General features: G+C 64.7%; 22 protein-coding genes and 1 pseudogene. 12 read left to right on the top strand and 11 right to left on the bottom strand.

Annotation, left to right across the window (positions count from 1 at the left end):
• Positions 1 to 19: 19 nt before the first annotated feature.
• Genes GYA95_RS04055 through GYA95_RS04040 form a run of 4 tightly spaced genes read right to left on the bottom strand, consistent with a single transcriptional unit; the run spans position 20 to position 3,878 of the window.
• Complete coding sequence (locus GYA95_RS04055; RefSeq protein WP_015269475.1) at positions 20 to 313, bottom strand: DUF202 domain-containing protein; 294 nt, start codon at positions 311 to 313, stop codon at positions 20 to 22.
• The gene (locus GYA95_RS04050; RefSeq protein WP_015269474.1) at positions 306 to 692 is read right to left on the bottom strand and encodes a YidH family protein; all 387 of its coding nucleotides are present in this window, start codon (positions 690 to 692) and stop codon (positions 306 to 308) included. The genes GYA95_RS04055 and GYA95_RS04050 overlap by 8 nt, the downstream gene beginning before the upstream one ends.
• The gene (locus tag GYA95_RS04045; RefSeq protein ID WP_015269473.1) at positions 692 to 2,002 is read right to left on the bottom strand and encodes a DUF1329 domain-containing protein; all 1,311 of its coding nucleotides are present in this window, start codon (positions 2,000 to 2,002) and stop codon (positions 692 to 694) included. The genes GYA95_RS04050 and GYA95_RS04045 overlap by 1 nt, the downstream gene beginning before the upstream one ends.
• Positions 2,003 to 2,024: 22 nt before the next feature.
• Complete coding sequence (locus tag GYA95_RS04040) at positions 2,025 to 3,878, bottom strand: DUF1302 domain-containing protein (RefSeq protein ID WP_043935454.1); 1,854 nt, start codon at positions 3,876 to 3,878, stop codon at positions 2,025 to 2,027.
• A 215-nt stretch (positions 3,879 to 4,093) separates the two neighbouring features.
• Between GYA95_RS04040 and GYA95_RS04035 the strand changes: the two genes are divergently transcribed.
• Positions 4,094 to 5,143 (top strand): LysR family transcriptional regulator, encoded by a 1,050-nt coding sequence (locus GYA95_RS04035; RefSeq protein ID WP_161551237.1) that lies wholly within the window; start codon positions 4,094 to 4,096, stop codon positions 5,141 to 5,143.
• Here GYA95_RS04035 and GYA95_RS04030 read toward each other — a convergent pair.
• From GYA95_RS04030 to GYA95_RS04020, 3 genes are all read right to left on the bottom strand, one after another.
• On the bottom strand, positions 5,049 to 6,302 hold the full coding sequence (locus GYA95_RS04030; RefSeq protein ID WP_015269470.1) for an MFS transporter: 1,254 nt from the start codon (positions 6,300 to 6,302) through the stop codon (positions 5,049 to 5,051). The two genes, GYA95_RS04035 and GYA95_RS04030, sit on opposite strands and share 95 nt — an antisense overlap.
• Positions 6,303 to 6,404: 102 nt before the next feature.
• Positions 6,405 to 7,571, bottom strand: coding sequence for an acyl-CoA dehydrogenase family protein (locus GYA95_RS04025; RefSeq protein ID WP_015269469.1), 1,167 nt, complete (start codon positions 7,569 to 7,571; stop codon positions 6,405 to 6,407).
• Positions 7,572 to 7,585: 14 nt separating this feature from the next.
• A complete protein-coding gene (locus GYA95_RS04020; protein WP_039614530.1) occupies positions 7,586 to 9,133 on the bottom strand; it encodes an AMP-binding protein in 1,548 nt (515 codons plus the stop codon).
• A 236-nt stretch (positions 9,134 to 9,369) separates the two neighbouring features.
• On the opposite strand from GYA95_RS04020, the gene GYA95_RS04015 reads away from it, so the two are divergent.
• Positions 9,370 to 10,152, top strand: coding sequence for an aldolase (locus GYA95_RS04015; protein WP_015269467.1), 783 nt, complete (start codon positions 9,370 to 9,372; stop codon positions 10,150 to 10,152).
• Between the two features lie 44 nt (positions 10,153 to 10,196).
• Complete coding sequence (locus GYA95_RS04010; RefSeq protein WP_015269466.1) at positions 10,197 to 11,084, top strand: dihydrodipicolinate synthase family protein; 888 nt, start codon at positions 10,197 to 10,199, stop codon at positions 11,082 to 11,084.
• A 37-nt stretch (positions 11,085 to 11,121) separates the two neighbouring features.
• On the opposite strand, the gene pdxR is transcribed toward GYA95_RS04010, so the two are convergent.
• The gene (gene pdxR / locus GYA95_RS04005) at positions 11,122 to 12,633 is read right to left on the bottom strand and encodes a MocR-like pyridoxine biosynthesis transcription factor PdxR (protein WP_015269465.1); all 1,512 of its coding nucleotides are present in this window, start codon (positions 12,631 to 12,633) and stop codon (positions 11,122 to 11,124) included.
• A 102-nt stretch (positions 12,634 to 12,735) separates the two neighbouring features.
• Here pdxR and GYA95_RS04000 point away from each other — a divergent pair, with 102 nt between their 5' ends.
• Both GYA95_RS04000 and GYA95_RS03995 read left to right on the top strand, forming a co-directional pair.
• Positions 12,736 to 13,950, top strand: coding sequence for a benzoate/H(+) symporter BenE family transporter (locus tag GYA95_RS04000; RefSeq protein ID WP_043935451.1), 1,215 nt, complete (start codon positions 12,736 to 12,738; stop codon positions 13,948 to 13,950).
• Positions 13,951 to 14,009: 59 nt separating this feature from the next.
• Positions 14,010 to 15,206, top strand: a complete 1,197-nt coding sequence (locus GYA95_RS03995; protein WP_015269463.1) for an MFS transporter — start codon at positions 14,010 to 14,012, stop codon at positions 15,204 to 15,206.
• Positions 15,207 to 15,294: 88 nt separating this feature from the next.
• Here GYA95_RS03995 and GYA95_RS03990 read toward each other — a convergent pair whose 3' ends face one another.
• Complete coding sequence (locus GYA95_RS03990; protein ID WP_015269462.1) at positions 15,295 to 16,602, bottom strand: T6SS phospholipase effector Tle1-like catalytic domain-containing protein; 1,308 nt, start codon at positions 16,600 to 16,602, stop codon at positions 15,295 to 15,297.
• Positions 16,603 to 16,833: 231 nt separating this feature from the next.
• On the opposite strand from GYA95_RS03990, the gene GYA95_RS03985 reads away from it, so the two are divergent.
• The 7 genes from GYA95_RS03985 (at position 16,834) to GYA95_RS27545 (ending at position 24,474) form a co-directional block, all read left to right on the top strand.
• Positions 16,834 to 17,793: an AAA family ATPase gene (locus GYA95_RS03985; RefSeq protein WP_013971644.1), complete on the top strand. Its 960-nt coding sequence runs from the start codon at positions 16,834 to 16,836 to the stop codon at positions 17,791 to 17,793.
• Between the two features lie 4 nt (positions 17,794 to 17,797).
• Complete coding sequence (locus tag GYA95_RS03980) at positions 17,798 to 18,742, top strand: DUF58 domain-containing protein (protein ID WP_013971643.1); 945 nt, start codon at positions 17,798 to 17,800, stop codon at positions 18,740 to 18,742.
• A gap of 13 nt (positions 18,743 to 18,755) precedes the next feature.
• Positions 18,756 to 19,250 carry a DUF4381 domain-containing protein gene (locus GYA95_RS03975; RefSeq protein ID WP_015269461.1) on the top strand — a complete coding sequence of 165 codons (495 nt, stop codon included), beginning with the start codon at positions 18,756 to 18,758 and terminating at the stop codon, positions 19,248 to 19,250.
• Positions 19,243 to 20,319 (top strand): vWA domain-containing protein, encoded by a 1,077-nt coding sequence (locus GYA95_RS03970; protein WP_015269460.1) that lies wholly within the window; start codon positions 19,243 to 19,245, stop codon positions 20,317 to 20,319. Before GYA95_RS03975 ends, GYA95_RS03970 begins: the two co-directional genes overlap by 8 nt.
• Complete coding sequence (locus GYA95_RS03965) at positions 20,316 to 22,034, top strand: vWA domain-containing protein (protein WP_015269459.1); 1,719 nt, start codon at positions 20,316 to 20,318, stop codon at positions 22,032 to 22,034. The genes GYA95_RS03970 and GYA95_RS03965 overlap by 4 nt, the downstream gene beginning before the upstream one ends.
• Positions 22,031 to 23,665 carry a BatD family protein gene (locus GYA95_RS03960; protein WP_015269458.1) on the top strand — a complete coding sequence of 545 codons (1,635 nt, stop codon included), beginning with the start codon at positions 22,031 to 22,033 and terminating at the stop codon, positions 23,663 to 23,665. The genes GYA95_RS03965 and GYA95_RS03960 overlap by 4 nt, the downstream gene beginning before the upstream one ends.
• Before the next feature lie 650 nt (positions 23,666 to 24,315).
• A complete protein-coding gene (locus tag GYA95_RS27545) occupies positions 24,316 to 24,474 on the top strand; it encodes a hypothetical protein (protein ID WP_015269457.1) in 159 nt (52 codons plus the stop codon).
• A 201-nt stretch (positions 24,475 to 24,675) separates the two neighbouring features.
• Here the strand turns inward: GYA95_RS27545 and GYA95_RS03955 are convergent, their stop codons facing one another.
• Both GYA95_RS03955 and GYA95_RS03950 read right to left on the bottom strand, forming a co-directional pair.
• Positions 24,676 to 25,107: a DUF2628 domain-containing protein gene (locus tag GYA95_RS03955; RefSeq protein ID WP_015269456.1), complete on the bottom strand. Its 432-nt coding sequence runs from the start codon at positions 25,105 to 25,107 to the stop codon at positions 24,676 to 24,678.
• A 178-nt stretch (positions 25,108 to 25,285) separates the two neighbouring features.
• A pseudogene (locus GYA95_RS03950) lies at positions 25,286 to 25,552 on the bottom strand (hypothetical protein); the annotation flags it as partial.
• Positions 25,553 to 25,666: the final 114 nt, after the last annotated feature.

Below are 25,666 nucleotides of genomic sequence, written 5' to 3'. Positions count from 1 at the left end.
CGTACCTGTGGGAGGGGTTTCAGCCCCCGTTCGCCAACCGGTACAACCCTGCCAGCGCCATCAGGCACACTGCGCTGCCCAGTGCCACTACCGGTAGAATCGCAGGCCGACCGCGCTCGACCCGCAACATCGCCAGGCCCTCGCTGTAGCGCCGTCCCTGGCGGGTCAACAGCGTCAGCGTTGCGAAGCCGACTACTGCCGCCAGCGCCAGGTCGCCCTGGCGCAAAGCCAACCCCGCGACCGCCACCAGCGCCAACCAGGTACGCCGCCAAGCCAGTTCGGTGCGTTCGGCCTGCAAGCCCGGATCAGGCATGCCAGCGCGGCCACAACACGACAGCGGCCATCAACGCCGCGATCAGGCAACCCAGTGCCAACAGCGGCACCAGCGCCGGCAGCGGCAATGGCCGGCGCTGTCGCAAGGCACGCTCCACCCGCAGCCAACGCAGGCAGGCGCCGGCGCTCAGCAACATGCTCAGCAACATCAGGCTGCCGACAAGCCAGAGCCGAAGCGGCGCCTGCAGGGCCTGGCCGGCAAAGGTCTCGATGGCAATGCCACCTCCCAGCAACGCCAGCGCGGTACGGATCCAGGCCAGGAACGTGCGCTCGTTGGCCAAGGTGAAGCGAGGGTCGGGCGCCTCGCCCTGCCCCAGCAGACGCCGAGCCCAGTCCGGCCGTGGTTCAAACGCGTCCATCAGCGCACGCCAAAGCTGCGCAGGGCGCCGGGAGAAAAATACGAAAGGCTGGTGCGAACATTGAAGTCGAACGGGCGACGTTGCTCGTTGATCAGCCCCGACGCATGGTAGCGGCCACTCTTGAGGTCATAGGTGACCTCCATTGCGTTGACCGCCACCTCGCCGCCTGGGTGGTAGAAGCTGTGGGCCTGTGATGTACGCCACAGATGGCCGCCAGCATCGTAGCTGTCGGTTTCGAGAATGGCCCAGGTGTCTTCGTCCACATAGAAGCGTCGCTTGGCATAGATGTGCTGTGCGCCGGGCTTCAGCGTCGCCTCCACCACCCACACCCGGTGCAGCTCGTAGCGTGTGGGTGCCGGATTGACATGACCAGGCCTGATCAGCTCGGCATAGCGCAGCTCGGGCGATGCCAGGCGGTAGCTGTTGTACGGCACGTGCAGGGCCTGCTTGCCCAGCAGCTTCCACTGGTAACGGTCGGGGGCGCCATTGAACATGTCGCGGCTGTCGGCAGTACGCAGGCCTGCGGTGCCAGGCCCCGTGGTGTCGTAGGCGATGTTCGGCGCGCGCCGCACACGCCGCTGACTGGCACTGTAGACCCAGGACAAGCGGGGCTCGGCTACCTGGTCAAGGGTTTCGTGAACCACCATGGCATCACCGGCAAGCCGTGATGGTGCCGTCATGCGGTAGGTGAAGTAATACAACACATTGCCTGCACCCAGCCCACCCAGGCCTTCCGGGCGGGCTACATCCTGGCGCGCGCTCATCAGCACGAAGCGGCCGTTCTTGAACGGTGTGACGCTGTCGGACATCTGAATGTAACTGGCATTGCGGTGCCGGGTCAGATGGTTCCAGATCACTTCCAGCCCGTTGTCCGGCCGGGGAAACGCAATCACTCCATTGAACCCGCGCAGGCCGTTGCCCTGGTCATCCAGCTGCGCCTGCGCTGCATTGCGGGCGGCCGAGGCGGCGACGCCGGCAGGCACCGCGACACTGCGATGGGTGGGGTAGACCGGCAGCTCGAAGGTGTGCGGGAAGCGCTTGAGCAAGGCTACCTGGCCGTCGGAAAGCTGGCCCTGGTAACGCCGATAGTTGGCCGCCGTGATCCGGTACAGCGGCTGTTCGGCGGCATACGGATCCAGCGGCGTGCCGTTGTCACCCAGGCGCTGCTGGGCGACGCTCAACCCGCCTTGCCAGGCCGGGATACGGCCGTCCGGGCTGGCCGCGCGTTCGGCGCCCACAGGGGTGAGGTTGTCTGGCAGGCCTGTCGCAGCCAGCGCGCCGCTGGCCCAGAACAGGCCGATCATCACCATTCGCATATTCATCATCATGCCCTCAGAAGGTGACGCCCAGGCTCAGCGAGACAAAGTCCCGGTCACCACGGGTGCCATAGTCGCCATCGATAAAGTCGGTGTACGACAGGCTCAGGCTGTAGGTACTGGCAAGCGTCGCATCCAGCCCGACGCTCATGGCCTTGGAGCCTTCGCTGAAAGCCGAGCCTTCCACCGGGCCTGTACCGTGCACATCGTGCGACCAGGACAGGTTCGGCCGCAGGTCGAAGCCGGCGATCACGTTGGGGTAGGTCAAGGTCGCGCGTAACCGGTAGCCCCAGGAGAACGGGGTCATGAAGCCTTGGTCGTTACAGTGCTCTGGCGTCTTGGAAATCGCCCGGCAGACGCTGTTGTCCGCCAGCTCGCCACTGTTGAAGGTACCCGAGCGGCCGTAACGCGGGCCTGCGCCGCCCTCCAGCCCGCCGACGTAGGTGGCCCCGGCCTCGCCCACCAGTAGCATCTGGTTGGCCCCCAGCACCTGACTGAAGGCATGTACGGCGGTCACCTGAAGCTGGGTCACCTCCTTGCGCCGGTAGCCGTCAAACAGGGTGCTGGCGCTTTCTGGCCGCAGCCCGTCGCCCAGCAAAGGCGAACGCCCCTCGACGTTGAGCAGCGACTGGATGATGTCGGTACCGTTGAGTTGCATGGGCATATTCGGCCGGTAACTCAGCTCACCCTGCAGGGCCGTACCGCTGCGCAGGGTGGTGGCGAACGACAACCCGTACATGCGGATGTCCTCGGGGTACTGCACACGGTACTGGGAGGTACCCAGGCGCAATGCACCGACCAGCGACTGACCGGCAGCGGAGCCGAGGAACCCGGCGCAGCCGGCCGGGCCGATACCCAGGTTGGCGCACAACTGGGGGGCGAAGCGGCTGTTGTCGAAATAAGGGCTGCTGACCGTCCCCAGATAAGGCGTGCGGCTGTGATAGTTGGCTGCGTAGGCACCGAACTCGGTGTCCAGCGCCGCCACGTACCAGCGCAACGAAACACCCCACTGCCCGCCGTCGCGGGCATCCTGGTCACTGCCCCGGGGTATGCGCACGCCTTCGCTGGTCAGGTTCACGCCAAACGGTGCAAGGCCGGCCACGGCAGCCGGGTTGCCAAGCAACCTGGCTCCCACATCCAGGCCATCGCAACCATCGGGCAGAAAGTCGTTGTTGGAGAAGAACGTGCCACAGTTGTCGAGCTGGGTCTGGTCCCAGTCCAACTGGTAGAAGCCATCGACCGACAACGCCTCGGTCAGGTTCTGCGTGAAGTAGAACAGGTTCACCGGCACCAGCGCGTCCTTCACCTCGGAACCTGGGCGGCGCAGCGCCGCCAGGTTGAAGGGATTGATGACGTTCAGCCCGCCCTGGATGAAGGTGCTCTCGCCCCAGTTCACTACCTGCTTGCCCAGCCTTGCCGAGCCTGGCTGGCCATCGATGTCGTAGAGGTAGTAGCCAAAGGCGTCGAGCAGCTGGGTACCTGCGGTCTTGGCCGAACGCTTGCGGTTGTTGTCCTCGACCTGCTTGAAGCGCTGGTCATGGTCGCGCAGCGCCGTGTCGTACCAGTAGGTGCCACGCAGGAACACACCCAGGTTGGCATGTTTGAGCTCCAGATCATGGGTACCTTTGAACACTGCCGAAAATACATCACCCGAGGCAAAGTTCAGGCGGCCGTCATCACTGTTTGCACTATTGTGCAAAGCCGGGTCCGGGTTGGCAGTGGAAATGCTGGTGCCAAACGAAAACGCTGAATCAAACTGTCCTTCAAACTCTCCCAGATTAAATTGAACAGCCAGGGCAGGCACAGAAAAAAGTGCAGACGACGCAAGCAGCGACAACGGTCCCGAAAGACCAGAAGCACGAAATGCCATCACTCTTAACCTCTTATTGTGTTTATTCGAGAGTGAGTTGCGAGTTAGCGCCGAAACACGGCGCAAAGGCTTGTGTAAAAAGGGGCTGGGTAAATAAGTGAAAGTTTCTGTTATCCTCGATCCGGTGTTCCCCGATACTAAGTAGGCCACTAGAGCTGAACAAATAACGTCTCTCGATAGTTGCCATACCACTTCGGCATAGCCTGAGAATTGCCATGACTTTGAAACAGCTGCGTTACCTGATTGCCATTGTCGAAGCCGGCAGCTTCTCCAACGCCGCGCGCCACGCGTTCATTGCCCAGCCAGCATTGAGCCGTCAGATAGGACTGCTGGAAAGCGAGCTGGAAATGCAGTTGCTGGCGCGCCAGCATGACGGCATCGAGCTGACCGATGCAGGGCGCCAGCTGTACGAAGTGGCACGCTCGGTGATACAGAAGCTTGATTCGGTGAAGGACGAACTCAAGTCCAGCCGCGGCAACCCCAAGGGCCACGTGGCCATCTCGATTCCGGCCACGGCTTCGGCGCTGTTGTTGCCAGCCATCATCACCCAGGCGCAGGCGCGCTTTCCTGGTATCAAGCTCACCGTATGGGACGGCCTTAGCCGCGAAGGCGGCCAGGCGATCGAGCTGGGCAAGGTGGATTTCGGTGTGGTGCCCAATGCCGAGGAGCTGGCGCACATTGTCGCCGAGCCCGTGTTCTCCGAAGACCTGTACTGGGTCGGCCTGCCTGCGCATGGTCCGGACGATTCACCGATCACCCTGGCCGAGGCCGCGTCGAGCCGGCTGGTAATGCCGCCGCGCAGCCTGCACCTGCGCAGGCGCATCGAGCAGGCGGCCATGGAAACCGGCGTGGCCCTGGATTCAAGCTATGAACAGCAGTCTGCGCCCGGCATAGCCAGCCTGGTACGCGCCGGCCTGGCGGCGACCATCAGCAACTGGCCGCCATTGCTGGACCTGGTCGCCCCGGCCAGCGCGCGGCTGATCGTGGAGCCGCGCATCACTCGTACGATTGCCCTGGCCCATTCGCAACACAAGCCATTGTCGTTCGCCGCCGCCTGCATGCGCGACCTGGTGCGCGGGCTGCTCGTGGATGCGGTGCGCAGCGAGCGCTGGAAAGGCACCCTGATCGAGCGTGCCCCCTCCCCCAGCAGAGCCTCTGACGCAGCGCAGGTCAGGCCCGGGCCAGCGCAGCCGTGCCCACCTGAAGCAGCCGTTGGCGGGTTTTCTGAGGGTCCATCCATACCAACCCTGTCAACCCGGCAATGACCAGCACCGCCCCGCATACCAGGAAGCCCTGGCCATACCCTGCCGGGTGGTCGGCTCCGGCGCCCTGCACCAGAAACCCCGTGACTACGGGTGCCGCCAGCCCGGCCAGCGAAGCGATACCATTGCCGATAGCCAGGATGCCGCCACGCTGCCCGCTGGGCGTGAACTCCGCCAGCATGGCTGGCCCCACCGAGTACATGACCAGCGCCAGCCCGCCACTGAAAGTCAGGCTCATGATTCGCTCGACATTCCCCAGGCCCGGCAGGAACAATGCCGCCGACAACAACCCGCTGGCAATCAGGCACAGGGACACGAAGGCTCCGCGCGACCAGCGTGTCGCCACCCCGGCGCGCATCATGCGCTGCGACAGCCAGGCCATGAACAGGCTCAGCGGCGTGGTCACCACCACGAAAAGCACGAACACCCGACCGGTCATGATCGGGTCGATGCCCAACCCGGTTTCCAGATAACTCGGCACCCACGTCAAGGTCAGGGCCAGCGACCAATTGGCGGCGAAGTGGCACAGGTAATTGCCCAGCACGGTGCGGTCGCCGAGCAGACGGCGGTAGGCGATGTGCGCCTGTTCTTCCCTGGGCTGGCCGGGGCGGCTGCGGTCAAGAGTACCCTCGCGCCCCAATGCCCACCACAGCACGCACCATACCGCGCCGATCAAAGCCAGCACGATGAAGTTCATGCGCCAGCCATAGTGCACGCTGATCCATGGAATCATTGCGCCTGCCACCAGCAGCCCAAGTGCACTACCGGTATGCAACAGCGCCACCGGCAGGTTGCGCCGGTCGTTGGGGAACCACTTGTACAAGGCATGGGTTGCCACCGGTGACGCCGGCCCTTCGCCGATGCCCAGCAGCACCCGGCAAGCGACAATCGCCCACAGGGAGGTGACGAACAGCATGGGCAGCTGGATCAGCGCCCAGAACGCGCCCATGCCCAACAGCAGGGTGCGGGTCGGCCGGCGGTTGGCCATGAAGCCACCGACCACTGCAGAGATGGCGAAGAACCAGTGCAGCGCGCCACCCACCAGGCCGAACTCGGCCGGGGACAAACCCAGTTCCCTGGACATGGGTACCGCTACAAGGCCGATGACCACCTTGTCCAGGAAGTTCACCAGCATAAGCAGTGCCAGCAGTACCGCAATCATCCAGGCCGTGCCTGCACGCGCGCGGGAGTCAGTATGAGTCATGTCGATCTCTCTTATTGTTCTTGTGGGAGAGCCCGGCCACTCGAGGCCGGGCGTGCAGTTTCACTGCTCGGGCATGAGCACGCCCTTGGCAATGGTGTTGCGCTGGATTTCGCTGGTCCCGGTAAGAATGCGCATCATACGGGTCGCACGGAAGATCCACTCCACCGGGTTGCCCCGCAACAGCCCGGCCCCCCCATGAATCTGCACCGCGCGGTCGGCGATACGGAAGGCCGTTTCCGATACGAACAGCTTGCACATCGGCGCCTGGGTGCGGATATCGCCACCGGCGTCATTCACCGCGGCAGTGGCATAGACCATGCTGCGTGCCGCATGCAGTTCGGTGGCCATGTCGGCGATCATGTGATTGATCGACTGGAACATCGCGATCGGCTGGCCAAACTGCTTGCGAGTGCGGGCGTAGTCCACCGTCAGGTTCAGTGCCAGGCCCGCCAGGCCCAGCATGGTTGGGCAATGCAGCAGACGATTGAGCGTGATGCGCCCCATTGCCAGCTTGAAGCCCTGCCCCTCCTCGCCAATGCGGTTGGCCACCGGCACTCGTACTTCATCGAGAAGGATGTCGCCATGGGCGCCGCCACCGGACATGACCGAGTAATCGCTTTCCACCCGCACGCCCGGCGCATCCAGCTCGACAAAGAATGCCGAGATCCCCTGGGCGCCACGCCCGGGGCCGGTGACCGCGAGCAGTATTGCGATATCGGCATAAGGCGCCCCGGAAATGTAGCGCTTGGCCCCGCTCAGCACGTAATGCTCGCCGTCGCGCCGAGCGGTAGTCCTGATCGCCGTGGCATCGGACCCGGCTTCACTTTCGGTCAGCGCGAAGCACACTGCCTTTTCGGCTCGGCACACCGGCTGCAGGAAAGCCTCGACCTGGGCCGGGCTGGCCACCTTGAACAGGTGGCCGACACGCGGCGGCCCGGAAAGCTCGCCGAGAATGTGCGGCGCCAGCATAGAGCCCGTCAGCACTGTGGCCTCCTTCACCGCACACAGGTCGGACACGCTCAATCCTGCACCACCAATCGTTTCGGGCAGCATGATGTTGTAGAAGCCCTGCTCGCACGAGCGTTGCCACACCTGCTGCAGCACCTCACGCGGGTGCGGTTCGGCCCAGCTGAGGCCGGCGCGTTGCTCCAGGGGCAGGATTTCGTTGCGAACGAAGCCGCCGATGGCCTCGATGATCTGTTTGGCCTTTTCGCTTGGCTGGTACATGGCAATTCCTCAGGTCAGATGCGGCGTTCGCTGTTTTGCCAGTAGGCGTCTCGAATCAGGCGGCGCACCACTTTGCCGTTGGGGTTCTTCGGCAGCTCGCTGACGAAGTCCACCCCACGCGGTTTCTTGAACCCGGCAAGAGCCTGGGCGCAATGCTCGATCACCTCGTGCTCCTGCAGCTGCATGCCAGGCTTGAGCACGATCACTGCCCGCACCGCTTCGCCCCACTGTTCGTCGGGCACGCCTACCACGGCAGCCTCGAACACTTGCGGCAGGCTGTAGAGCACCTGCTCGACTTCGCTGGGGTAGATGTTGAAGCCACCGGAAATGATCATTTCCTTCTTGCGGTCGACGATGAACACGTAGCCCTGCTGGTCCACCGTGGCCAGGTCGCCGGTGAGGTAGTAGCCATCACGCATAACCTCGGCGGTGAGATGCGGTGCGCGCCAGTAGCCCTGCATGATGTCCGGTCCCTTGACCACGATCTCGCCCACCTCGCCTGGCTGGACATCGCGGAAATCGTCGTTCACCACACGCAGGTCGGTCTCGAAGTAGCATCGTCCGCACGAGGCCAGCCGGCGGTAGTCGCCGCCTTCACACAGGTGGTCCTGCTCGGTCAGCACCGTCACCAGCGAGCAGGTTTCGCCAGCGCCGTAGCCCTGGGCAAGAATCGGCCCGAACACTTCGATAGCCCGCTTGACCAGCGCTGGCGCCATTGGCGCTGCGCCATACATCACCAGGCGCAGGCTGCTCAGGTCATAGCGCTCGACCCCGGGAAAATTGACCAGACGGTTGATCATGGCCGGCACCAGGAACAACCGGGTCACGCCCTCGCGCTGGATGGTCTCGAGCAGCAACTGGTCATCGTAGCGTTCCAGCAACAGGCTGCAGGCACCCACCGCCAGCAGCGGCATCAGCTGCATGCCGCTGGCATGGGTGATGGGGCCGACATGGGCCATGATGTCGCCTGGGCCGGCACGCCGGGTGGGGCTGGCGATGCTCTTGCGGATCAGCGCCTTGCGGTTGCCGACGCTGAGCATTGCTGCCTTGAGCACACCGGAACTGCCCGAGGTGTAGTGCAATACGGCCAGTGCATCGTCAGGCAGATCGCAACTGACCGGCTGGCTGCTGCCTTGGGCCAGCAGTGCGCCGTAGCCGATATCGCCGCCCTGCTCGCCAAGGGTAACGATCAGGCGTAGCGCAGGCACCTCCTGCCTGCGCGCCAGCAAGGCCTCGGCAGCTTGCGGGTCGGCGATCAGCGCGACGCTGCAGGCGTCATTCAGTACCTGGATCACTTCATCCAGCGCCAGGCGTGCATTGACCGGGACCTTGACCAGGCCGGCCTTGTAGAAAGCCACCTCAGCCTCCACCAGCTCGACCCGGTTGGGAGCCAGGATCGCGACATGTTCGCCGCTGGTGATGCCGTGGGCCAACAAGGCCGAGGCCAACTGATTGGTCCGCTGTTCAAGCTGCGCGAAGGTGAGGCGGGTGTGGCGGTCGATCACCGCCAAGCGCTCAGGCCAGTATCTTGCACTTCGACTGGTTAGGGTTGCGAGGTTCACGTTGTTGTTCTCGTCGCGGTTAAGACCCGGTCGATGCTAAACAGCGTGCGGTCGGAGCAAGTAATACCAGTTACGTATGCAGGCCATAACGGTTTGCACTGGACCACATCGCATGAGCGGCAGTGGTGATGACACATCGCTTGCAAATGACACCTTGTGTCATTAATATTGATTTTGTGTCCTGATAGCGCTTCGCGCCAATCAGCCTTTATAGGCCCTTCATGCAGGTACAGCCCATGACGACCACCATGCAGACCCCCAAGGATCAGCTCGTCAAACTCGCCCAGCAGCAGATGCTGACGGCGCTGGCCGACAACACCTACACTCCTCGCCAGAAACTCGCCCTTACCTGCCGCATCCTGTTCGACGGCGGCCACGACTCGGGCCTGGCCGGGCAGATCACCGCCCGCGCCGAGCAGCCTGGCACCTACTACACGCAACAACTCGGCCTGGGCTTCGACGAGATCGCCGCTTCCAACCTGCTGGTGGTCGACGAAGACCTCACCGTGCTGCAAGGCCGCGGCATGGCCAACCCGGCCAACCGCTTCCATAGCTGGCTGTACCGCGCACGCCCCGACGTCAACTGCATCATCCACACCCACCCACTGCACAGTGCCGCCCTGTCGATGCTGGAAGTGCCACTGGCGATCTCGCACATGGACCTGTGCCCGCTGTTCGACGACTGCGCGTTCCTCAAGGAATGGCCCGGCGTACCAGTGGGCAACGAAGAAGGTGAAATCATCTCCAGGGCGATCGGCGACAAGCGCGCGATCCTGCTTTCCCACCACGGTTTGCTGATCGCCGGCCGCTCGATCGAGGAAGCCTGCGTCCTTGCCATGCTGTTCGAGCGCGCGGCAAAGATGCAGCTGCTGGCCATGGGCGCCGGTGAAATTCGCCCCATCCCGGATGCCCTGGGCAAGGAAGCCCACGACTGGATCTCCACCCCCAAACGTCATGGTGCCGCGTTCAGCTATTACGCGCGCCGTGCCTTGCGTGCCCATGGCGACTGCCTGGGCTGACTGAAGCTGTACTCTTTCCCCAACAACGGCAAAGGTGCCTGGTTATGTCTACACCTGTAATTCGCGGCGTTATCGGCTACACCATCACTCCCTTCAAGGCAGACGGCGCGCTCGACCTGGATGCCCTGGGCCTGTCCATCGACCGCCTGATAGAGGACGGCGTGCACGCCATCGCACCGCTGGGCAGCACCGGCGAAGGCGCCTACCTGTCCGACAGCGAATGGGAAACGGTGGTGCGCTTCAGCCAGGCACGCATCGCCGGCCGCGTGCCCAGCGTGGTCAGCGTCTCCGACCTGACCACCGCACGCACCGTGCAGCGCGCCCGCCTGGCACAGGCCTGCGGCGCCACGGCGGTGATGGTGCTGCCCATCTCCTACTGGAAGCTCACCGAAGCCGAAGTGGTCGCCCACTACAAGGCGGTGGGCGCGGCCATCGACATTCCGATCATGCTCTACAACAACCCGGGCACCAGCGGCACCGACCTGTCGGTGGAGCTGATCCTGCGCATCCTCGGCGAAGTGCCCAATGTGACCATGGTCAAGGAAAGCACCGGCGACATCCAGCGCATGCACCGCCTGTTCAAGGCCACCGATGGCCAGGTGGCCTTCTACAACGGTTGCAACCCGCTCACCCTGGAAGCCCTGGTGGCCGGTGCCACCGGCTGGTGCACCGCCGCGCCCAACCTGATCCCGGCGCTGAACCTGGCGCTGTGGGACGCGGTGCAGCAAGGCAACCTGGCCGAAGCTCGCGCGTTGTTCTACCGGCAGTATGAACTGCTGGAGTACATCACCCGCCGTGGCCTGCCCACCACCATCAAGGCCGGTTTGAAACTGCTCGGCCAGGATGTCGGCGCTCCACGCCTGCCCCTGCAACCGCTGGATGCGCAAGGCAACGACTACCTGAAGAGCATGCTGGTAGAACTGGCCGCCTGACCGTGACAACTGCCCGGCGGCGTCTTGCTGCCGGGCTTCATCCTGGCAATGTTGCTCGCCCTTGGCCAGACTCGACCTGGCGCAACACCTTCGCCAGTTTTGCCACGGCCATCGCCAGCTCGCCAGGGGTATGCGCCGCAAACCCCATCAGCAATCCCGCCTCCCCTTTCGTCGACGCATACAGGCCACTTAGCCCCAGCAGGTCGATACCAGCGGCCTGCGCCGCCTTCACGACCTGTTCTTCAGGCATCGGCCTGGTGAAAACACAAGGCATCTGCATGCCGCCTGCGGGCACACGCGCGACAAGAAAGTCCGACAGCTGTGCCTGCACCAATGCCGCCAGGGCATCGCGGCGCTCCGCATAGATCGCCCGCATCAAGCGCACATGGGCGCCGAAGTGCCCGCCTTCGATGAACCTGGCCAAGGTCAGTTGCGCCAGCGAAGCCGTATGCCCGTCCTGCAAGGTTCGCGCAGCGGTCATCGGCTCGACCAGTTGCGGCGGCAAGACCATGTAGGCAATGCGCAAGCCGGCGAACAGGGACTTGGTGAACGTGCCGATGTAAACCGTACGGTCGTGGGCATCCAGGCCTTGCACGCACGCGGTGGGTTTGCCGGCATAGTGAAACTCGCTGTCGTAATCGTCCTCGATGATCCAGGCGCGTTGTTGCCGCGCCCACTCGATCACCGCCAGACGCCGGTCCAGGGACAGGGTAACGCCAGTAGGGAACTGATGCGAAGGGGTCAGGAAAACAGCCCTGGCATGGGGAGCCAGCCGTGTTATCTGCTCGACCTGCATGCCGTCCGTGTCCACGGCCACGGCGATGCAATGCAGGCCAGCAGCACCCAGCGCCTTCCTGACCCCATGGTAGGCCGGGTCTTCGATAACCACTTGGTCGCCCGCGTCGGCCAATACGTGGGCACACAGGCTGAACGCCTGCTGTGAACTGGTAAGGATGAGCACGCGGTCAGCCGTGGCCTGTGCGCCACGTTCAAGATTGACGTAATCGGCAATAGCCCGCCGCAGTGGCTCGGTACCTTGCGCGCTACTGGGCTGCAATGCCTGGGAGCCATGTTCCTTGAACACCTGCCGTTGCAGCTTTTCCCAGGCCTGCAACGGGAAGTTGCGGGTTTCCGCCACCCCCGGCGCAAACGGCCGAGAAACGAAGAAATTGTGCACTCCGCCCTCCTGGCACAGCGCCTGGCCACGACGGCTGATTGCCGACGGTTCGTCCGGGGCTTTCACCTTGCGGCCCCGGGGCTGGGCCGGCAGGTGCTGCGCACGGGGTGAAACGAAGCTGCCACTGCCCACCCGGCGCTCGATGAATCCTTCGGCGTGCAGCTGGCCATATGCAGCCTCGACCGTATCCCGTGACACAGCCAGCGAGGCCGCCAGCGCACGGGAGGCGGGCAACGCCTTGCCCACGGGCAACGCCCCTTCGAGAACAAGCTGGCGTATCGCACGCTGGATTCTTACGTGCAAAGGCAGTGACGCGCGCTCTGGGTCGCCGATCCAGGCTTTCACCGACTCCAGTTGTGCATGCTTGAACATTGGTATGGCCATGTGTGGAAAAGTGGTGGGGCTATACCGGCCATTCTAGCGCTATAAAAACCAGCCTTTCCAACTCTATGCGCCAGAACGACCGAGGCCTCGATGAACACGCCCGCACACACTGTTCCCACCCCGCTACGGCTGACAGACATCCTTCACCCCGTGGTGGCGGGGATCGTTTCGGTAATAGTCAATTATGGCGGCACCTTCATCCTGGTGTTCCAGGCCGCCAAGCTGGCCGGGCTGAGCCCGGCGCTGACCTCCTCGTGGGTCTGGTCAGTGTCGATCGGCGTCGGGCTCAGTGGCCTGGTCCTGTCCTGGTACAGCCGCGAGCCGGTGATCACCGCCTGGTCCACGCCGGCCGCTGCGTTCCTGGTCACAGCGCTGGCCAGCGTGCCCTACAGCGACGCCATCGGTGCCTACCTGCTGTCGGCAGGCGGCTTCGTGATGCTGGGAGTGACCGGTTACTTCGAGCGCCTGGTGCGGGCCATCCCGGGCGGAATTGCCGCCGGCCTGCTGGCGGGTATCCTGTTGCAATTCGGCATTGGTGCATTCGGCGGCCTCTCGGTCGACCCCGCCCTGGCCGGGCTGTTGATCGCGGCCTATGTAACATTCAAACGCTTTACCGCCCGCTATGCCGTAGTAGGCATTCTGCTGCTGGGCCTGGGCTACCTGCTACTGCAGGGCCAGGTGGACCTGACAGCGCTCAGGCTGGAATTCGCCACGCCGTTGTTCACCGCGCCCACCTTCTCCCTCAACGCCGCCCTGAGCGTGGCCCTGCCGTTGTTCCTGATCACCCTTACCGGTCAGTACATGCCAGGCATGCTGGTGCTGCGCAACGATGGCTTCAAGACCAGCGCCAATCCGATCGTGGCAGTCACTGGCCTGGGGTCGTTGCTGATGGCACCGTTCGGGTCGCACGCTTTCAACATCGCTGCCATCACCGCCGCCATCTGCACTGGCAAGGAAGCCCACGAAGACCCGGGCAAACGCTGGGTCGCGGGCATCGCTGCCGGTGTCTGCTACATCCTCGTAGGGGTATTCGGGGTCACCCTGGCCAGTGTGTTCATGGCCCTGCCGGCCACCTTCATCACCACGCTGGCCGGCCTTGCACTGCTGGGCACCATCGGCGCCAGCCTGGCCAACGCAATGGCAGATGCCCGTTCACGCGAAGCGGCACTGATCACATTCCTGGCCGCGGCAGCCAACATCAACCTGTTTGGCATTGGCGGGGCATTCTGGGGGCTGGTCATTGGCTTGCTGGCCTATGCCGTACTGAACGGCCGCCTACCCGGTTTCTGCCACTTCTCCCGGTAAGCGGGCTTTCCACCATCCTGCCGTGCGCCAGGTGCGCACGCCGTACAACAGGTATCGACATGCCCAAAGCTGGCCCCAAGCTTCTTACCCAAATTGCTGCCGTACACTTCGTCAGCCATGTGCACATCATGCTTATCCCGGCGCTGCTACCCGTGCTCCCCGACTTGCTGGGGGTAGGGTTCGTCGAACTCGGCGCAGCCCTGGCCGTGTTCAATATCGTCTCCGCCCTGGTGCAGGCACCGCTAGGCTATGCCGTCGACCACTACGGTGCGCGCAAGGTGCTCAAGGCGGGCTTGCTGCTGGGCAGCATCAGTTTCCTGCTGGTTGCTGTCAGCCCCAGCTACATCCTGCTGTTGGTGGCGATGGCCATGGCCGGCCTGGCCAATGGCGTGTACCACCCGGCCGACTACGCGTTGCTGGCCAACGGCATCGAACAAGGCCGCCTGGGGCGGGCGTTCTCGATCCATACCTTTGCCGGCTTCCTCGGCTCGGCGGTAACGCCAGCGATATTTCTCGGCATCGCTGCACTATTCGGCACGCAGGCTGCCCTGATGGCGGGCTCGGCTGCGGGGGTTGCCGGCTTGCTGTTGATATCGGTTCCAGGCAATGGAATCCACCACGTTGCCAAGCCTGGCAAAGGCGGCGCTGGCCCCACTGCAGCAGGTCGCGCGCGACTGTTCACGCCCATGCTCGGGCTGCTGACGGTCCTGTTCATCTTGCTCAACCTGAGCACCAGTGCCATCGAGAAGTTCTCCGTGGCCGCCCTGGTCCAGGGCCAAGACCTGACCCTGGCCTGGGCCAACACGGCACTCACGGCCTTTCTGCTCAGCAGCGCTGCAGGTGTACTGTGCGGTGGGGCCCTGGCTGACCGGACCCGGCGTCACGGCCTGGTGGCGGCCTCGGCCTTTGCCCTGGCTGCCGCGTTGACAACGCTGGTGGCCCTCGGGCTGCTTCGGGGCTGGGGGTTGGTGGTGGTTCTCGGTGCCATTGGCTTGCTGACCGGGATCATCGCCCCGTCGAGGGACATGCTGGTGAAGGCGGCGGCACCGAGCGGCGCCGAGGGCAAAGCGTTCGGGCTGGTCTCGACCGGCTTCAGCATCGGCGGTGCCCTCGGGCCGGTGGCGTTTGGCTGGATGCTCGACCAACGCCTGCCTCATGGCATCTTCGTGGCATCGATCGTGTTCATGCTGCTGACGGTGCTGCTGACCTTGGCACAGGAGGCCTACCTGGCCAGGAAGCACCGACAGCCTGTCTAGCCCCAGGGCTGCTTTGCAGCCCTTTCGCAATGCAAGGCAGATCCAGCAGAACAGCACATGGCCATTGATTCATCTGCGCACTGGCTACTCAGGCGACCGGATTGGCATGCACCACCCTCCCACCTGCCCCCGGCCGATTGACGAACAACACATCCAGCACACTGCCGTGCAACCCCTTTAACGCATTCCAGTTCGCTGATGCATGCACGTACCTGTCTCGCAACAATCGCTGCTCATCCTCGGTCAACCCAGGCTGTTCGCATTCACCCAGGGCAAACGCATGCAACTTGCGGCTGATGCCCAGCAGTTCATCCGGCAGCCGGTGCTCGACCTGCCCGCCCAGTTGCGCAAACGGCACACCAGCGCGCACCGCCAGCTCCCGCATGATGCTCAGGTACACCCGCGACAGCTGCCCCGCCACTTCCCGTTCGCGGTACACCGCCGCATATACCTGTTTTTGCGCCTCGCTAGGCAGGCCACCGGCAATCGGAACCTCCCAGGCCAGCACACGCGGCCTGGGCGCGCCCATTTCGCCAAACGACGACGCCAGCAACGCACTGACTGTGGCATGCACACGCGTGTGCTCGGCGCGCATTCTCAGCGGCACCCGCTGAGAATGCGGTTTGCACAGCAGCACCTGCTCCTGCGTGGTATCCGGGTAACCACCGCCAATGTTCGAGTGCACGCCTGGCAACACGATGTCATGGCCGCTGCGTACCAGCGGGAAGTTGTGCCGCTGCTCGTCCCCCGCCACCAGCTGCACCATTTGCCGGGCAATGCCCGCGCCCAGGCCAAGGCGCAAGCCACCATGGCGGTCGTCGGCAGGATCGAAGTCGCCCTGCAGCGGCGCGATAATTGCCGCAACCGTGTCGAACAGGCCGATGAAGTTGATCACGATGCCACAGGGCACAGCCAACAGGCTGCTGCCGCCATCATGCAGCAGGTTGGCCAGATGACGCACAGCCGCAGCGCCGCGGCTGAAACCGAACAAGTCGAACTCGACCCGCTCGAGCCTTGCCTTTGGGTGCGCCTGGCGCCAGTCCCGCAGTTGCCCGGCAATCCCCGCCAAGGCCTCGGTGACACGCGCCTCGGCCCCTCTACGCCCACACCCGGTGGCCGAGGCATAGGCATGATCCGCCTCCCCCGCCAGGGTGCCCACGCCCTCGACATAGCGCTTCAGAAACGCCATGGTCCCATCAGCATTGGCCCCCTGCGTCGGGTACAGTGCATGCAACAGGGCCACATTGCTCAAGGCATTGGCATAACTGCCCCCCTTGTTCCCCGGTGCATCCACCGGCATCACATTGCTCAGGTTGTTACCGGTGCCATCGAAGAACACGCCAAAACGCAGGGTGACCGGCGTGATGCGTGCAGTGCTACAGCTGTTCAGGTCCATCGTCGTGCTTCCTGCTTGTACCAAAAGCACAAGCAGGCGCCAGCACGCTGCTGCGGAACATCAGCCAATGGCCAGCGATACACAGGACATTTCCGGACCTGCATGGCCCCCGGCAAGGATAAATTTCCCTACCGCCATTGGTCGCCACCCCCCCGGATGGATTAAAGTATCACCCCTTGCCAGGGCAGCTGCTTCCAGCCGCCTGCGGCCCCATACCAGGAACCGTCACCGATGGAACACCGTGAAGCGCTGATCGCGCTGCGCACCTTTCTTTCTTCCCAGATCCTAGGCCAGGAGAAACTGGTCGAGCGGCTGTTGATCGTGCTCCTGGCAGACGGCCACATGCTGGTCGAAGGCGCGCCGGGCCTGGCCAAGACCAAGGCCATCAAAGAGCTCGCCGAAGGCATCGAGGCGCAGTTCCATCGCATCCAGTTCACCCCCGACCTGCTCCCGGCCGACATCACCGGCACCGAAATCTACCGCCCGGAAACCGGCAGCTTCGTGTTCCAGCAGGGGCCGATCTTCCACAACCTGGTGCTGGCCGACGAAATCAACCGCGCCCCGGCCAAGGTGCAGTCCGCACTGCTCGAGGCCATGGCCGAACGCCAGGTCAGCGTGGGCCGCAGCACCTACGACCTGTCGCCGCTGTTCCTGGTCATGGCCACACAGAACCCGATCGAGCAGGAAGGCACCTACCCGCTGCCCGAAGCCCAGCTCGACCGCTTCCTGATGCACGTGAAAATCGGCTTCCCCGACGCTGCGGTAGAGCGGCGCATCCTGTTGCAGGCCCGTGGTGAAGCCCTGGGCGGCGAGACCAAGCCCGAGCGCCGGGTCAGCCAGCAGGCGATCTTCGCCGCCCGCAAGGAAATCCTTGGCCTGTACATGGCCGACGCGGTGGAGGAATACCTGGTGCAACTGGTGATGGCCACCCGCACCCCGGCCAAGTTCGATGCCGAACTGGCCGACTGGATCGCCTACGGCGCCAGCCCGCGTGGTTCCATTTCGCTGGACCGCTGCGCGCGCGCCCACGCCTGGCTGGCCGGGCGCGATTTCGTCAGCCCCGAAGACATCCAGGCGGTGCTGTTCGACGTGCTGCGCCACCGCATCATCCTCTCGTTCGAGGCCGAGGCGGCAGGGATCGATCAGGACCGCGTGGTCCAGCGCATCCTCGACGTCGTCGCCGTTGCCTGAGCCCATGCCCACTGCATCGCTGGCCGAACCCGGCATCCGCATCGGCCTTGCCGAGCTGATCGACATGCGCCACCGCGTGCGCGAAATCCAGCTGTTTTCCCGGCCCGGCCAGCGCAGCCCGCTGGTGGGCCTACACCACTCCAAGCTGCGCGGGCGCGGCGTGGACTTCGACCAGGTGCGCGTCTACCAGGCTGGCGACGATGTGCGCAACATCGACTGGCGGGTTACCGCGCGTACCCAGGAGCCGCATACCAAGCTGTTCCACGAAGAGCGCGAACGGCCCATCTTCATTCTTGTCGAGCAGAGCCAACGGCTGTTCTTCGGCTCGGGGCTGATGTTCAAGTCGGTGCTGGCCGCCCAGGCTGCAGCGCTGTTCGGCTGGGCCGCGCTGGGCCATAACGACCGCATTGGCGGGTTGGTGTTCGGCGACAACGAGCACCACGAAATCAAGCCCCGGCGCAGCAAGCAGAGCCTGCTGCAACTGCTCAACCGCCTGGCCAAGGTCAACCAGGCGCTGCACACCGAGGCCACGCCCGGTGCCGACAGCCTCGGCCTGGCCCTGCGCCGCGCCCGCGAAGTGCTGCGCCCCGGCAGCCTGGCCATCGTGATCTGCGATGAGCGCTCGCTCACTGCCCAGGTGGAGCAGCACCTGGCCATGCTCTCGCGCCATTGCGACCTGCTGTTGATGCCGGTGTCCGACCCGCTCGATCATGCCCTGCCCGCCGCCGGCCTGCTGCGCTTCGCCCAGCGCAGCGCGCAGCTGGAGCTCGACACCCTGGACGCCAACCTGCGCCAGGCCTACCGCCAGCAGGCCGAAGCGCGTATCGAGCGCTGGGAGCTGATGGCGCAAAAGCTGCGCGTGCTGCTGATGCCACTGAGCACCCAAAGCGACATGATCGAGCAACTGCGCGAGTACCTGAACGCCCAGCGGCCACGGAGCGCGTCATGAAGAGCAGCGGCCAATGAACCCGCTTGATCAACTGCAGCCGCTGATCGCCCCCGCGCCGATCGGCCTTTGGCCACCGGCACCCGGCTGGTGGCTGCTGCTGGCCGTGCTGCCGCTGTTGGCCTGGGGCCTGTGGCGGGTGCGCCACTGGCGCCCGGGCAAACGCCGTATCGTGCGTGCCGAACAACCCTTGGACCCGGTACGCGTGGAAGCGCTGGCCGAACTGGCCCGCCTGCCGCGCCCCTACGACGGCGCCCCGGCCGGGGCCTGGCTGCAACAGATCAACGCCCTGCTCAAGCGCCTGTGCCGCAGCCACTACCCGGGTGCCAACAGCCATACCCTCAACGGCCGCCAGTGGCTGGCGTTTCTCGACAACCGCTGCCCGGCCGCCGGCCTGACGCGCTGGATGGTACTGGTCGAAGGCGCCTACAAACCCGAGTGCAAGCTCGACGACAAGGCCATCGCCGGGCTCAGCCAAGCCGTCGAAACCTGGATTCGCAAGCATGTTTGAACTGGCCTGGCCGTGGGTCTTCGCCCTGTTGCCGCTGCCGTGGCTGGCGCGCCTGGTGCTGCCGGCCGCCGACAGCGGCGAACCGGTGCTCAAGGTGGGCTTCCTCGACGAACTCGAAGGCCTGGCCGGGCGCCGCGCGCGGCTCAACCTGCCGACCTGGCGCCAGCAGGCGCCCTTTGTCGTCATCTGGCTGTTGCTGCTGTGCGCCGCCGCCCGCCCGCAATGGTTGGGCGAGCCGGTGCCAGTGGCTGCCAGTGGCCGCGACCTGCTGGTGGCGGTGGATGTGTCCGGGTCGATGGACTTCCCTGACATGCAGTGGCAGAACGAAGAGATCAGCCGCCTCGACCTGGTCAAAGCGCTGCTCGGCGACTTTCTGCAGGACCGCGAAGGCGACCGCGTGGGCCTGATCCTGTTCGGCAGCCAGGCCTACCTGCAGGCCCCGCTCACCTTCGACCGACGTACCGTGCGTACCTTCCTCGACGAGGCGCAGATCGGCATCGCCGGCAAGAACACCGCCATCGGCGACGCCATTGGCCTGGCGGTCAAGCGCCTGCGTCAACGGCCGGCACAAAGCCGGGTGCTGGTGCTGATCACCGACGGTGCCAACAACGGCGGGCAGATCCACCCGCTGACCGCCGCCCGCCTGGCAGCCCAGGAAGGCGTGCGCATCTACACCATCGGCATCGGCGCCAACCCCGAAGCCAGCGGCACCCCCGGCCTGCTCGGCCTGAACCCGAGCCTGGACCTGGACGAAGCCTCGCTCAAGGAAATTGCCGATATCACCCACGGCACCTACTTCCGCGCCCATGACGGCGCCGAACTGGACGCCATCGGCGACACCCTCGACCAGCTCGAACCGGTGGCCCAGCAACCGACCCAGGCGCGCACGGCCAAGGCCCTGTATGCCTGGCCCCTGGCCCTTGCCCTGCTGCTGAGCGTGCTGCTGGTGCTGGCCGTGCAATGGCCCGACAACCTGCTGCACCGCCTGCTGCGCAAGCCGCGCTTCCTGCAACCGCACCCAGAATGGCGCCAGCGCCTGAAGCGCCTGCGCCTGAGGAGGCGGCGATGATCGAACTGTGGCCCGAATGGTTGCGCCCGCTCTGGCTGCTGGCCGTACCCCTGCTCGCCTGGCTGCTGTACAAACTGTGGCACCGGCGCAAGCGCGCCGGGCGCTGGCAGATGATTCTGCCACCGGCGTTCCATGGCGTCCTGCTCGGCGGTGGCAGCGGCAGCACCAGCAAGCTGCCGTGGGTGGCGCTGGGCCTGGCCTGGGTGCTGGTGATCCTGGCGCTGCTCGGGCCGAGTTGGCAGCGCGTGGAAGAAAGCCGCCAGCGCCCGGCCGACCCACTGGTGATCCTGCTCGAACTGACCCCGCAGATGCTCGCCGAGGACAGCCCGCCCAACCGCCTGGAGCAGGCGCGGCGCAAAATCCTCGACCTGCTGGAGCACCGCCGCGACAGCCAGACCGCGCTGGTGGTCTACGCTGGCTCCGCACACACCCTGGTGCCGCTGTCCGATGACTTGGCCACCAGCCGCAACCTGCTCGAGGCGGTCGACCCATCGATCATGCCCAAGCCCGGCCAGCGCGCCGACCTGGCCGTGCAAAAAGGCCTCGCCCTGCTTGCCCAGAGCGGCCTGGGCCAGGGCCGCCTGCTGCTGATCGGCTCGTCGCTCAGCGCCCCGGAGCGCGAAGGCATCGCCCAGGCCCTCGGCCGGCAGGGCCCGAGCCTGTTGATGCTGGGCATCGGCAGCAGCGAAGGCGCACCGGTGCGCCAGGCCAATGGCGAATACCTGAAGGACGACCAGGGCGGCATCCTGTTGCCACGCCTGGACAGCGCCAGCCTCAAGGGCTTCATCAACGGCACCGGCGGGCGCTACCGGCATGCTCGCATCGACGACCTCGACCTGCGAGGCCTGGGCCTGTTCGACAGCCCGCGCACCGGGCGCAATGATGGCCAGACCCTGCAATTGGACAGCTGGGCCGACCAGGGGTACTGGCTGCTGCTGCCGCTGTTGCTGCTGGCCGCCTGTGCCGGCCGACGCGGCTGGCTGTTCTGCCTGCCGCTGCTGCTGGCCCTGCCCCAGCCCAGCCAGGCCTTCGAGTTCAACGACCTGTGGCTGCGCCCCGACCAGCAAGGCCAGCGCCTGCTGGAGCAGAACCGCCCGGCCAGCGCCGCGCGCCAGTTCCAGGACCCGCAATGGCGCGGCATGGCCCTGTACCAGGCCGGCGACTATGCCGGCGCTGCCGAAGCCTTTTCCCAAGGCGACACCGCCGCCGCACACTACAATCGAGGCAACGCCCTGGCCCGCAGCGGTGAGCTGGAAGCCGCGCTGGACGCCTACGAACAAGCCCTGGAACGCCAACCCGACCTGCAAGCGGCGCTGGACAACCAGGCACTGGTGCAGCAACTGCTGCAACAGCGCGAGGCCACTGCCGAGGAACAACCGGCCAGCAGCGATACCCAAGGCACGCCCGGCAGCGAAACCGAAGGCAACAGCAGCTCGGCCAGCAGCCCGGCCCAGGGCACGCCCGGCAACGACGAACAGGCCAGCGCCGAACAGCCCGGCGAAGGCAGCAGCAACAGCCAGGTAACGCCCGGCAACCAAGCCGGCGCGGACGACAGCGTCACCCAGCCGCCGCAGCGCCCGGTATCGACCAGCCTTGATACCGAACAGCGCCAGGCCCTGGAACAATGGCTGCGGGAGATCCCCGACAACCCGGCGGAGCTGCTGCGGCGCAAATTCTGGTATGAACAGCAATTGCATCAGGAAACCTCACGATGAGTCGCTTCGGCGTCTTTCTCCTCTGTCTGCTGTGGGCCGTGCTGGCCCAGGCCGAACCGTTGCTGCGCGCCAGCGTCGACCGTACCCGCCTGGAAGCCGGCGAAAGCCTGGAGCTGACTCTGGAAAGCCAGGACGTCACCCAGTTCGGCAAGCCCGACCTGCGCGCGCTGGAGGGTGACTTCGAAGTGCGCGGCACGCGCCAGCTAAACAGCCTGCACAGCCTCGACGGCGAAACCCGCGCCAGTACCCGCTGGATCATCACCCTGCTGCCGCGGCGCAGCGGCAGCCTGCGCATCCCCGAACTGCAACTGGGCCAGTCGCACAGCCAGGCCATCGAACTGCAGGTGCTGCAGGCCGATGCCAGCCGCCAGGACAGTGCCTCGCAGGTGTTCATCGAAGCCACGCTCGACAGCAGCGAGGTCTACGTCCAGGCCCAGGCCGTGCTCACCCTGCGCATCTACCATTCGGTGGCACTGTACGACGACAGCAGCCTCAGCCCGCTGCAACTGGAAAACGCCAAAGTCGAACCGCTGGGTGAATCGCGCACCTATGAAAAGGAAATCAACGGCGTCCGCCACGGCGTGATCGAAACCCGCTATGCCGTGTATGCCCAACAAAGCGGCACCCTCGACATCCCACCGTTGACTTTCACCGCCACCGCCGCCGCTAGCCAGGACGAGGCCCCGCAAGCCAACGGCACGGCCCGGGCCGGCCACCAGGTGCAGGTCAGCTCGTTGCCATTGCGCCTGGCCGTGCGGCCGATTCCGGCGGCCTGGCCTGCTGGCGTGCCCTGGCTACCGGCCCGCAGCCTGACACTTGAAGAGCACTGGAACCCCGACCCTGGCAACCAGCAGGTGCAGATTGGCGACTCGCTGACCCGCAACATCACCCTGCGTGCCGAAGGCTTGTCCAGCACCCAGCTGCCACCGCTGCCAGCCACAGAAATCACCGGCCTGCGCCGGTACCCCGACCAGCCATTGCTGCGCAACGAAATCAGCGAACGAGGGATGATTGCCAACCGCGAAGAGCGCGAAGCCTTGGTGCCGACCCACAGCGGCGCGCTGGCCCTGCCGGCGCTGGAAGTGGCCTGGTGGAATACCCGAGAAGACCACCTGGAGCACAGCAGCCTGCCGGCGCGCACGCTGAACGTGCAGGACAACCCGGCGCTGAGCGCCGACACCCCGGTCGGCGACAACAGCAGTGCCAGCAGCTTGCTGTGGCCCTGGCAGCTGGCCACCCTGGTGTTCGCCCTCACCACCGTGCTGGGCTTTGCCCTGTGGTGGCGCGCCCGCTCGCAGCCAGCGGTGCTGCGTGCCGCGCAGGCCGGGCCGAGCCCGCGTACCTTGCTGGATGATCTCAAGCGCGCGTGCCAGGCCAACGACCCACAGGCAACCCGCCAGGCGCTGGACGCCTGGGCCCGCCAGCAGCCGGAGACCCTGGCCGAGATGGCGGCGCGGTTCGTGCCGTTGTCGGATGCACTGGATGGGTTGAATGGGGCGCTGTATAGCGAGAGCGGGCAGTATTGGCAGGGTGAAGATTTGTGGCGGGCGATCGGTACGATTCCCCCGGCTGAGCAGGTATTGCTGCCGACCGGCGAGAACGGCAGCCTGCCGCCGCTCTATCCCAAGTGATGTGCTGCCTGTGCAGGCCTCTTCGCGGGCATGCCCGCTCCCACAGTGACCGCGCCGGCCTGTAGGAGCAGCCTTGTGCTGCGAAGAGGCCATGACTGCCACAGACAGTCTTCTGTCATACCGGCCTCTTCGCAGCACAAGGCTGCTCCTACAGTCATTGGCTGCTTACACCCCCCCTGTGGGAGCGGGCGTGCCCGCGAACACCGGCGCAGCCGGTGCCACCGTAAGATATTTCTGAACCTGCCCCCCAATGCTTCAGGATCAACCCGCTTAGGAATTATCCTACGCGCGCTGCCGAACTATCACTGTTGTCGGGGAAACACCTCACGGATAAAGCTTCCGGGGCGCTTCGGTGACCGGGTGTGAGAACCCGACGATAAGCAAATTCCGTCAGCTTTCATGGCGGCCGCGCGCGGGCAGACTTCGGTCTGGCCGAGTTTTCCTTTGCTTCCTCGGTTTCTCACCCCGCGCACGGCTGCCACCTAAACCCGTGAGAAGGTTGCGGTGGTGGCATTCTCTGATCAAGCAAAGGGTTTGAATCATAAAAAAGGATCGTCCCCGATCCACCCGTAAAACTAACGGCCCGTCCCTTCTACACCATCAACCAGGACACACCCTCGGTTGACGCCCTGATCCACACCCTCCAGCTGATGGCCGGCATCGAAGACTCGCTGGACGAATACATCTGCGCCAATGCCGGCGAGCCCGGCATCAACATGCTGGTCAACGCGGTGCATCACGTACAGATGACCAAGGCCTTGGCCGAGTTGCTGTTGCACCGGCAAACCGGGGATATCACCCGGCACTGACTACACAGCCCCAAGACATGCGCGACCCCTGCAGGAGCGGCCTTGTGTCGCGAAAGGGGTGCGAAGCGCCCCCAGGATCTGCGCATCACCGCAAAATCGCCGGGGCCGCCTTGCGGCCCTTTCGCGACACAAGGCCGCTCCTACAGAGACCGTGATCAGGGCTTCATCAACCTGCGAGCACCGGTTGAACTGGCTGACGGCTCAGATGAACCGCTGCCCCTCGAACGGGTTCCAGCTCTGCTGCCCTTTGGTCTGCTTCAGGTAGTAGGCACGGTTGGTCAGGAAGCTGTACAGAAACGCAAACGCCATGCTGATGCCGTTATCCACCGGGCGCGGGATCTCGCTACCCGTCGCGATCTCGTAGTAGCTCAGGAGAACGCCGATGGCGATCATGATGGCCAGCATGACCAGGTTCTTCTTCCACAGCCCCAGCACGAACCAGTAGATCGGGCCGAAGAAAAAGGCGATGAAGTTGTTGTTGATCAGCAGCTTCTTGCCAAATGGCAAGGCGCGGAAAGCGGCTTTGTAGGGCTCGGAGGTGGGTGCGCCGTACTGATCGAAGAAAGCGAAACGCTCCCGCCATTTTGGCTTGAGGTTATCTGGGGTGGATTGGGTTTGTGGGATGCCTTCCATTGGTGACTCCTGTGATCGTCGTCCGTGAGTGTCGAATAGCCATGATCATGGCCGGTTCGGAGGGTAAATCAGCATGCCTTTGAGGGCAAGCTTGATACCTCCCGCAAAGCGAGAGCCAAGTCACGAAACACTCAAGGCTTCCAGATCGGCGCGATCAGAAATTCGTTGTTCACCAATTGATGTCGGTCAGGCGACCCAGCGGGTGGTCGTAGTGCAGGTGTACGCGGGTGCCGCCGGTGGCGCTGATGTCGGTCAGCGTACCGTCAGGCGTGCGGGTGAAATGCAGGAAGTGGCCGAGAACGTTCTCGATGCGTTGCAGCGGCACTTCGGTGTTGGTGTCTGGCACTTCGCCGAAGTAGAAGAACAGGTTGTCCCGCGTTTGCAGGATGTAGTGGCCGCCCTCGGTGCACACCAGGTACACCTGCTCGTGCGGGTTGCGCTGACCGTATTTGCCCTAAAAATATTTGGCTCCGCCAGCAATTTGGCAGAGCCAGTCTATTTTAACTGTTAAAGATCACGCCATCAAAGTCGTACAACAAAAAATTTACACAGAAAATAA

The sequence above is a fragment of the Pseudomonas asiatica genome (assembly GCF_009932335.1).
Taxonomy (GTDB): Bacteria; Pseudomonadota; Gammaproteobacteria; order Pseudomonadales; family Pseudomonadaceae; genus Aquipseudomonas; species Aquipseudomonas asiatica.
Note: the sequence above shows the minus strand (reverse complement) of the source record. Positions and strands in the feature narration are given on the sequence as shown.

Bases quoted from the DNA above. Each gene is read 5' to 3' on its own strand.
- GYA95_RS04030 (WP_015269470.1), bottom strand. From the start codon at position 6,302: ATGATTGCGGTACTGCTGGCACTGCTTATGCTGGTGAACTTCCTGGAC.
- GYA95_RS04040 (WP_043935454.1), bottom strand. From the start codon at position 3,878: ATGGCATTTCGTGCTTCTGGTCTTTCGGGACCGTTGTCGCTGCTTGCG.
- GYA95_RS04050 (WP_015269474.1), bottom strand. From the start codon at position 692: ATGGACGCGTTTGAACCACGGCCGGACTGGGCTCGGCGTCTGCTGGGG.
- GYA95_RS04010 (WP_015269466.1), top strand. From the start codon at position 10,197: ATGTCTACACCTGTAATTCGCGGCGTTATCGGCTACACCATCACTCCC.
- GYA95_RS03975 (WP_015269461.1), top strand. From the start codon at position 18,756: ATGAACCCGCTTGATCAACTGCAGCCGCTGATCGCCCCCGCGCCGATC.
- GYA95_RS03985 (WP_013971644.1), top strand. From the start codon at position 16,834: ATGGAACACCGTGAAGCGCTGATCGCGCTGCGCACCTTTCTTTCTTCC.
- GYA95_RS04045 (WP_015269473.1), bottom strand. From the start codon at position 2,002: ATGGTGATGATCGGCCTGTTCTGGGCCAGCGGCGCGCTGGCTGCGACA.
- GYA95_RS04035 (WP_161551237.1), top strand. From the start codon at position 4,094: ATGACTTTGAAACAGCTGCGTTACCTGATTGCCATTGTCGAAGCCGGC.
- GYA95_RS27545 (WP_015269457.1), top strand. From the start codon at position 24,316: ATGGCCGGCATCGAAGACTCGCTGGACGAATACATCTGCGCCAATGCC.
- pdxR (WP_015269465.1), bottom strand. From the start codon at position 12,633: ATGTTCAAGCATGCACAACTGGAGTCGGTGAAAGCCTGGATCGGCGAC.
- GYA95_RS03990 (WP_015269462.1), bottom strand. From the start codon at position 16,602: ATGGACCTGAACAGCTGTAGCACTGCACGCATCACGCCGGTCACCCTG.
- GYA95_RS04055 (WP_015269475.1), bottom strand. From the start codon at position 313: ATGCCTGATCCGGGCTTGCAGGCCGAACGCACCGAACTGGCTTGGCGG.
- GYA95_RS04000 (WP_043935451.1), top strand. From the start codon at position 12,736: ATGAACACGCCCGCACACACTGTTCCCACCCCGCTACGGCTGACAGAC.
- GYA95_RS03995 (WP_015269463.1), top strand. From the start codon at position 14,010: ATGCCCAAAGCTGGCCCCAAGCTTCTTACCCAAATTGCTGCCGTACAC.
- GYA95_RS03960 (WP_015269458.1), top strand. From the start codon at position 22,031: ATGAGTCGCTTCGGCGTCTTTCTCCTCTGTCTGCTGTGGGCCGTGCTG.
- GYA95_RS03955 (WP_015269456.1), bottom strand. From the start codon at position 25,107: ATGGAAGGCATCCCACAAACCCAATCCACCCCAGATAACCTCAAGCCA.
- GYA95_RS04025 (WP_015269469.1), bottom strand. From the start codon at position 7,571: ATGTACCAGCCAAGCGAAAAGGCCAAACAGATCATCGAGGCCATCGGC.
- GYA95_RS03965 (WP_015269459.1), top strand. From the start codon at position 20,316: ATGATCGAACTGTGGCCCGAATGGTTGCGCCCGCTCTGGCTGCTGGCC.
- GYA95_RS04015 (WP_015269467.1), top strand. From the start codon at position 9,370: ATGACGACCACCATGCAGACCCCCAAGGATCAGCTCGTCAAACTCGCC.
- GYA95_RS03980 (WP_013971643.1), top strand. From the start codon at position 17,798: ATGCCCACTGCATCGCTGGCCGAACCCGGCATCCGCATCGGCCTTGCC.
- GYA95_RS03970 (WP_015269460.1), top strand. From the start codon at position 19,243: ATGTTTGAACTGGCCTGGCCGTGGGTCTTCGCCCTGTTGCCGCTGCCG.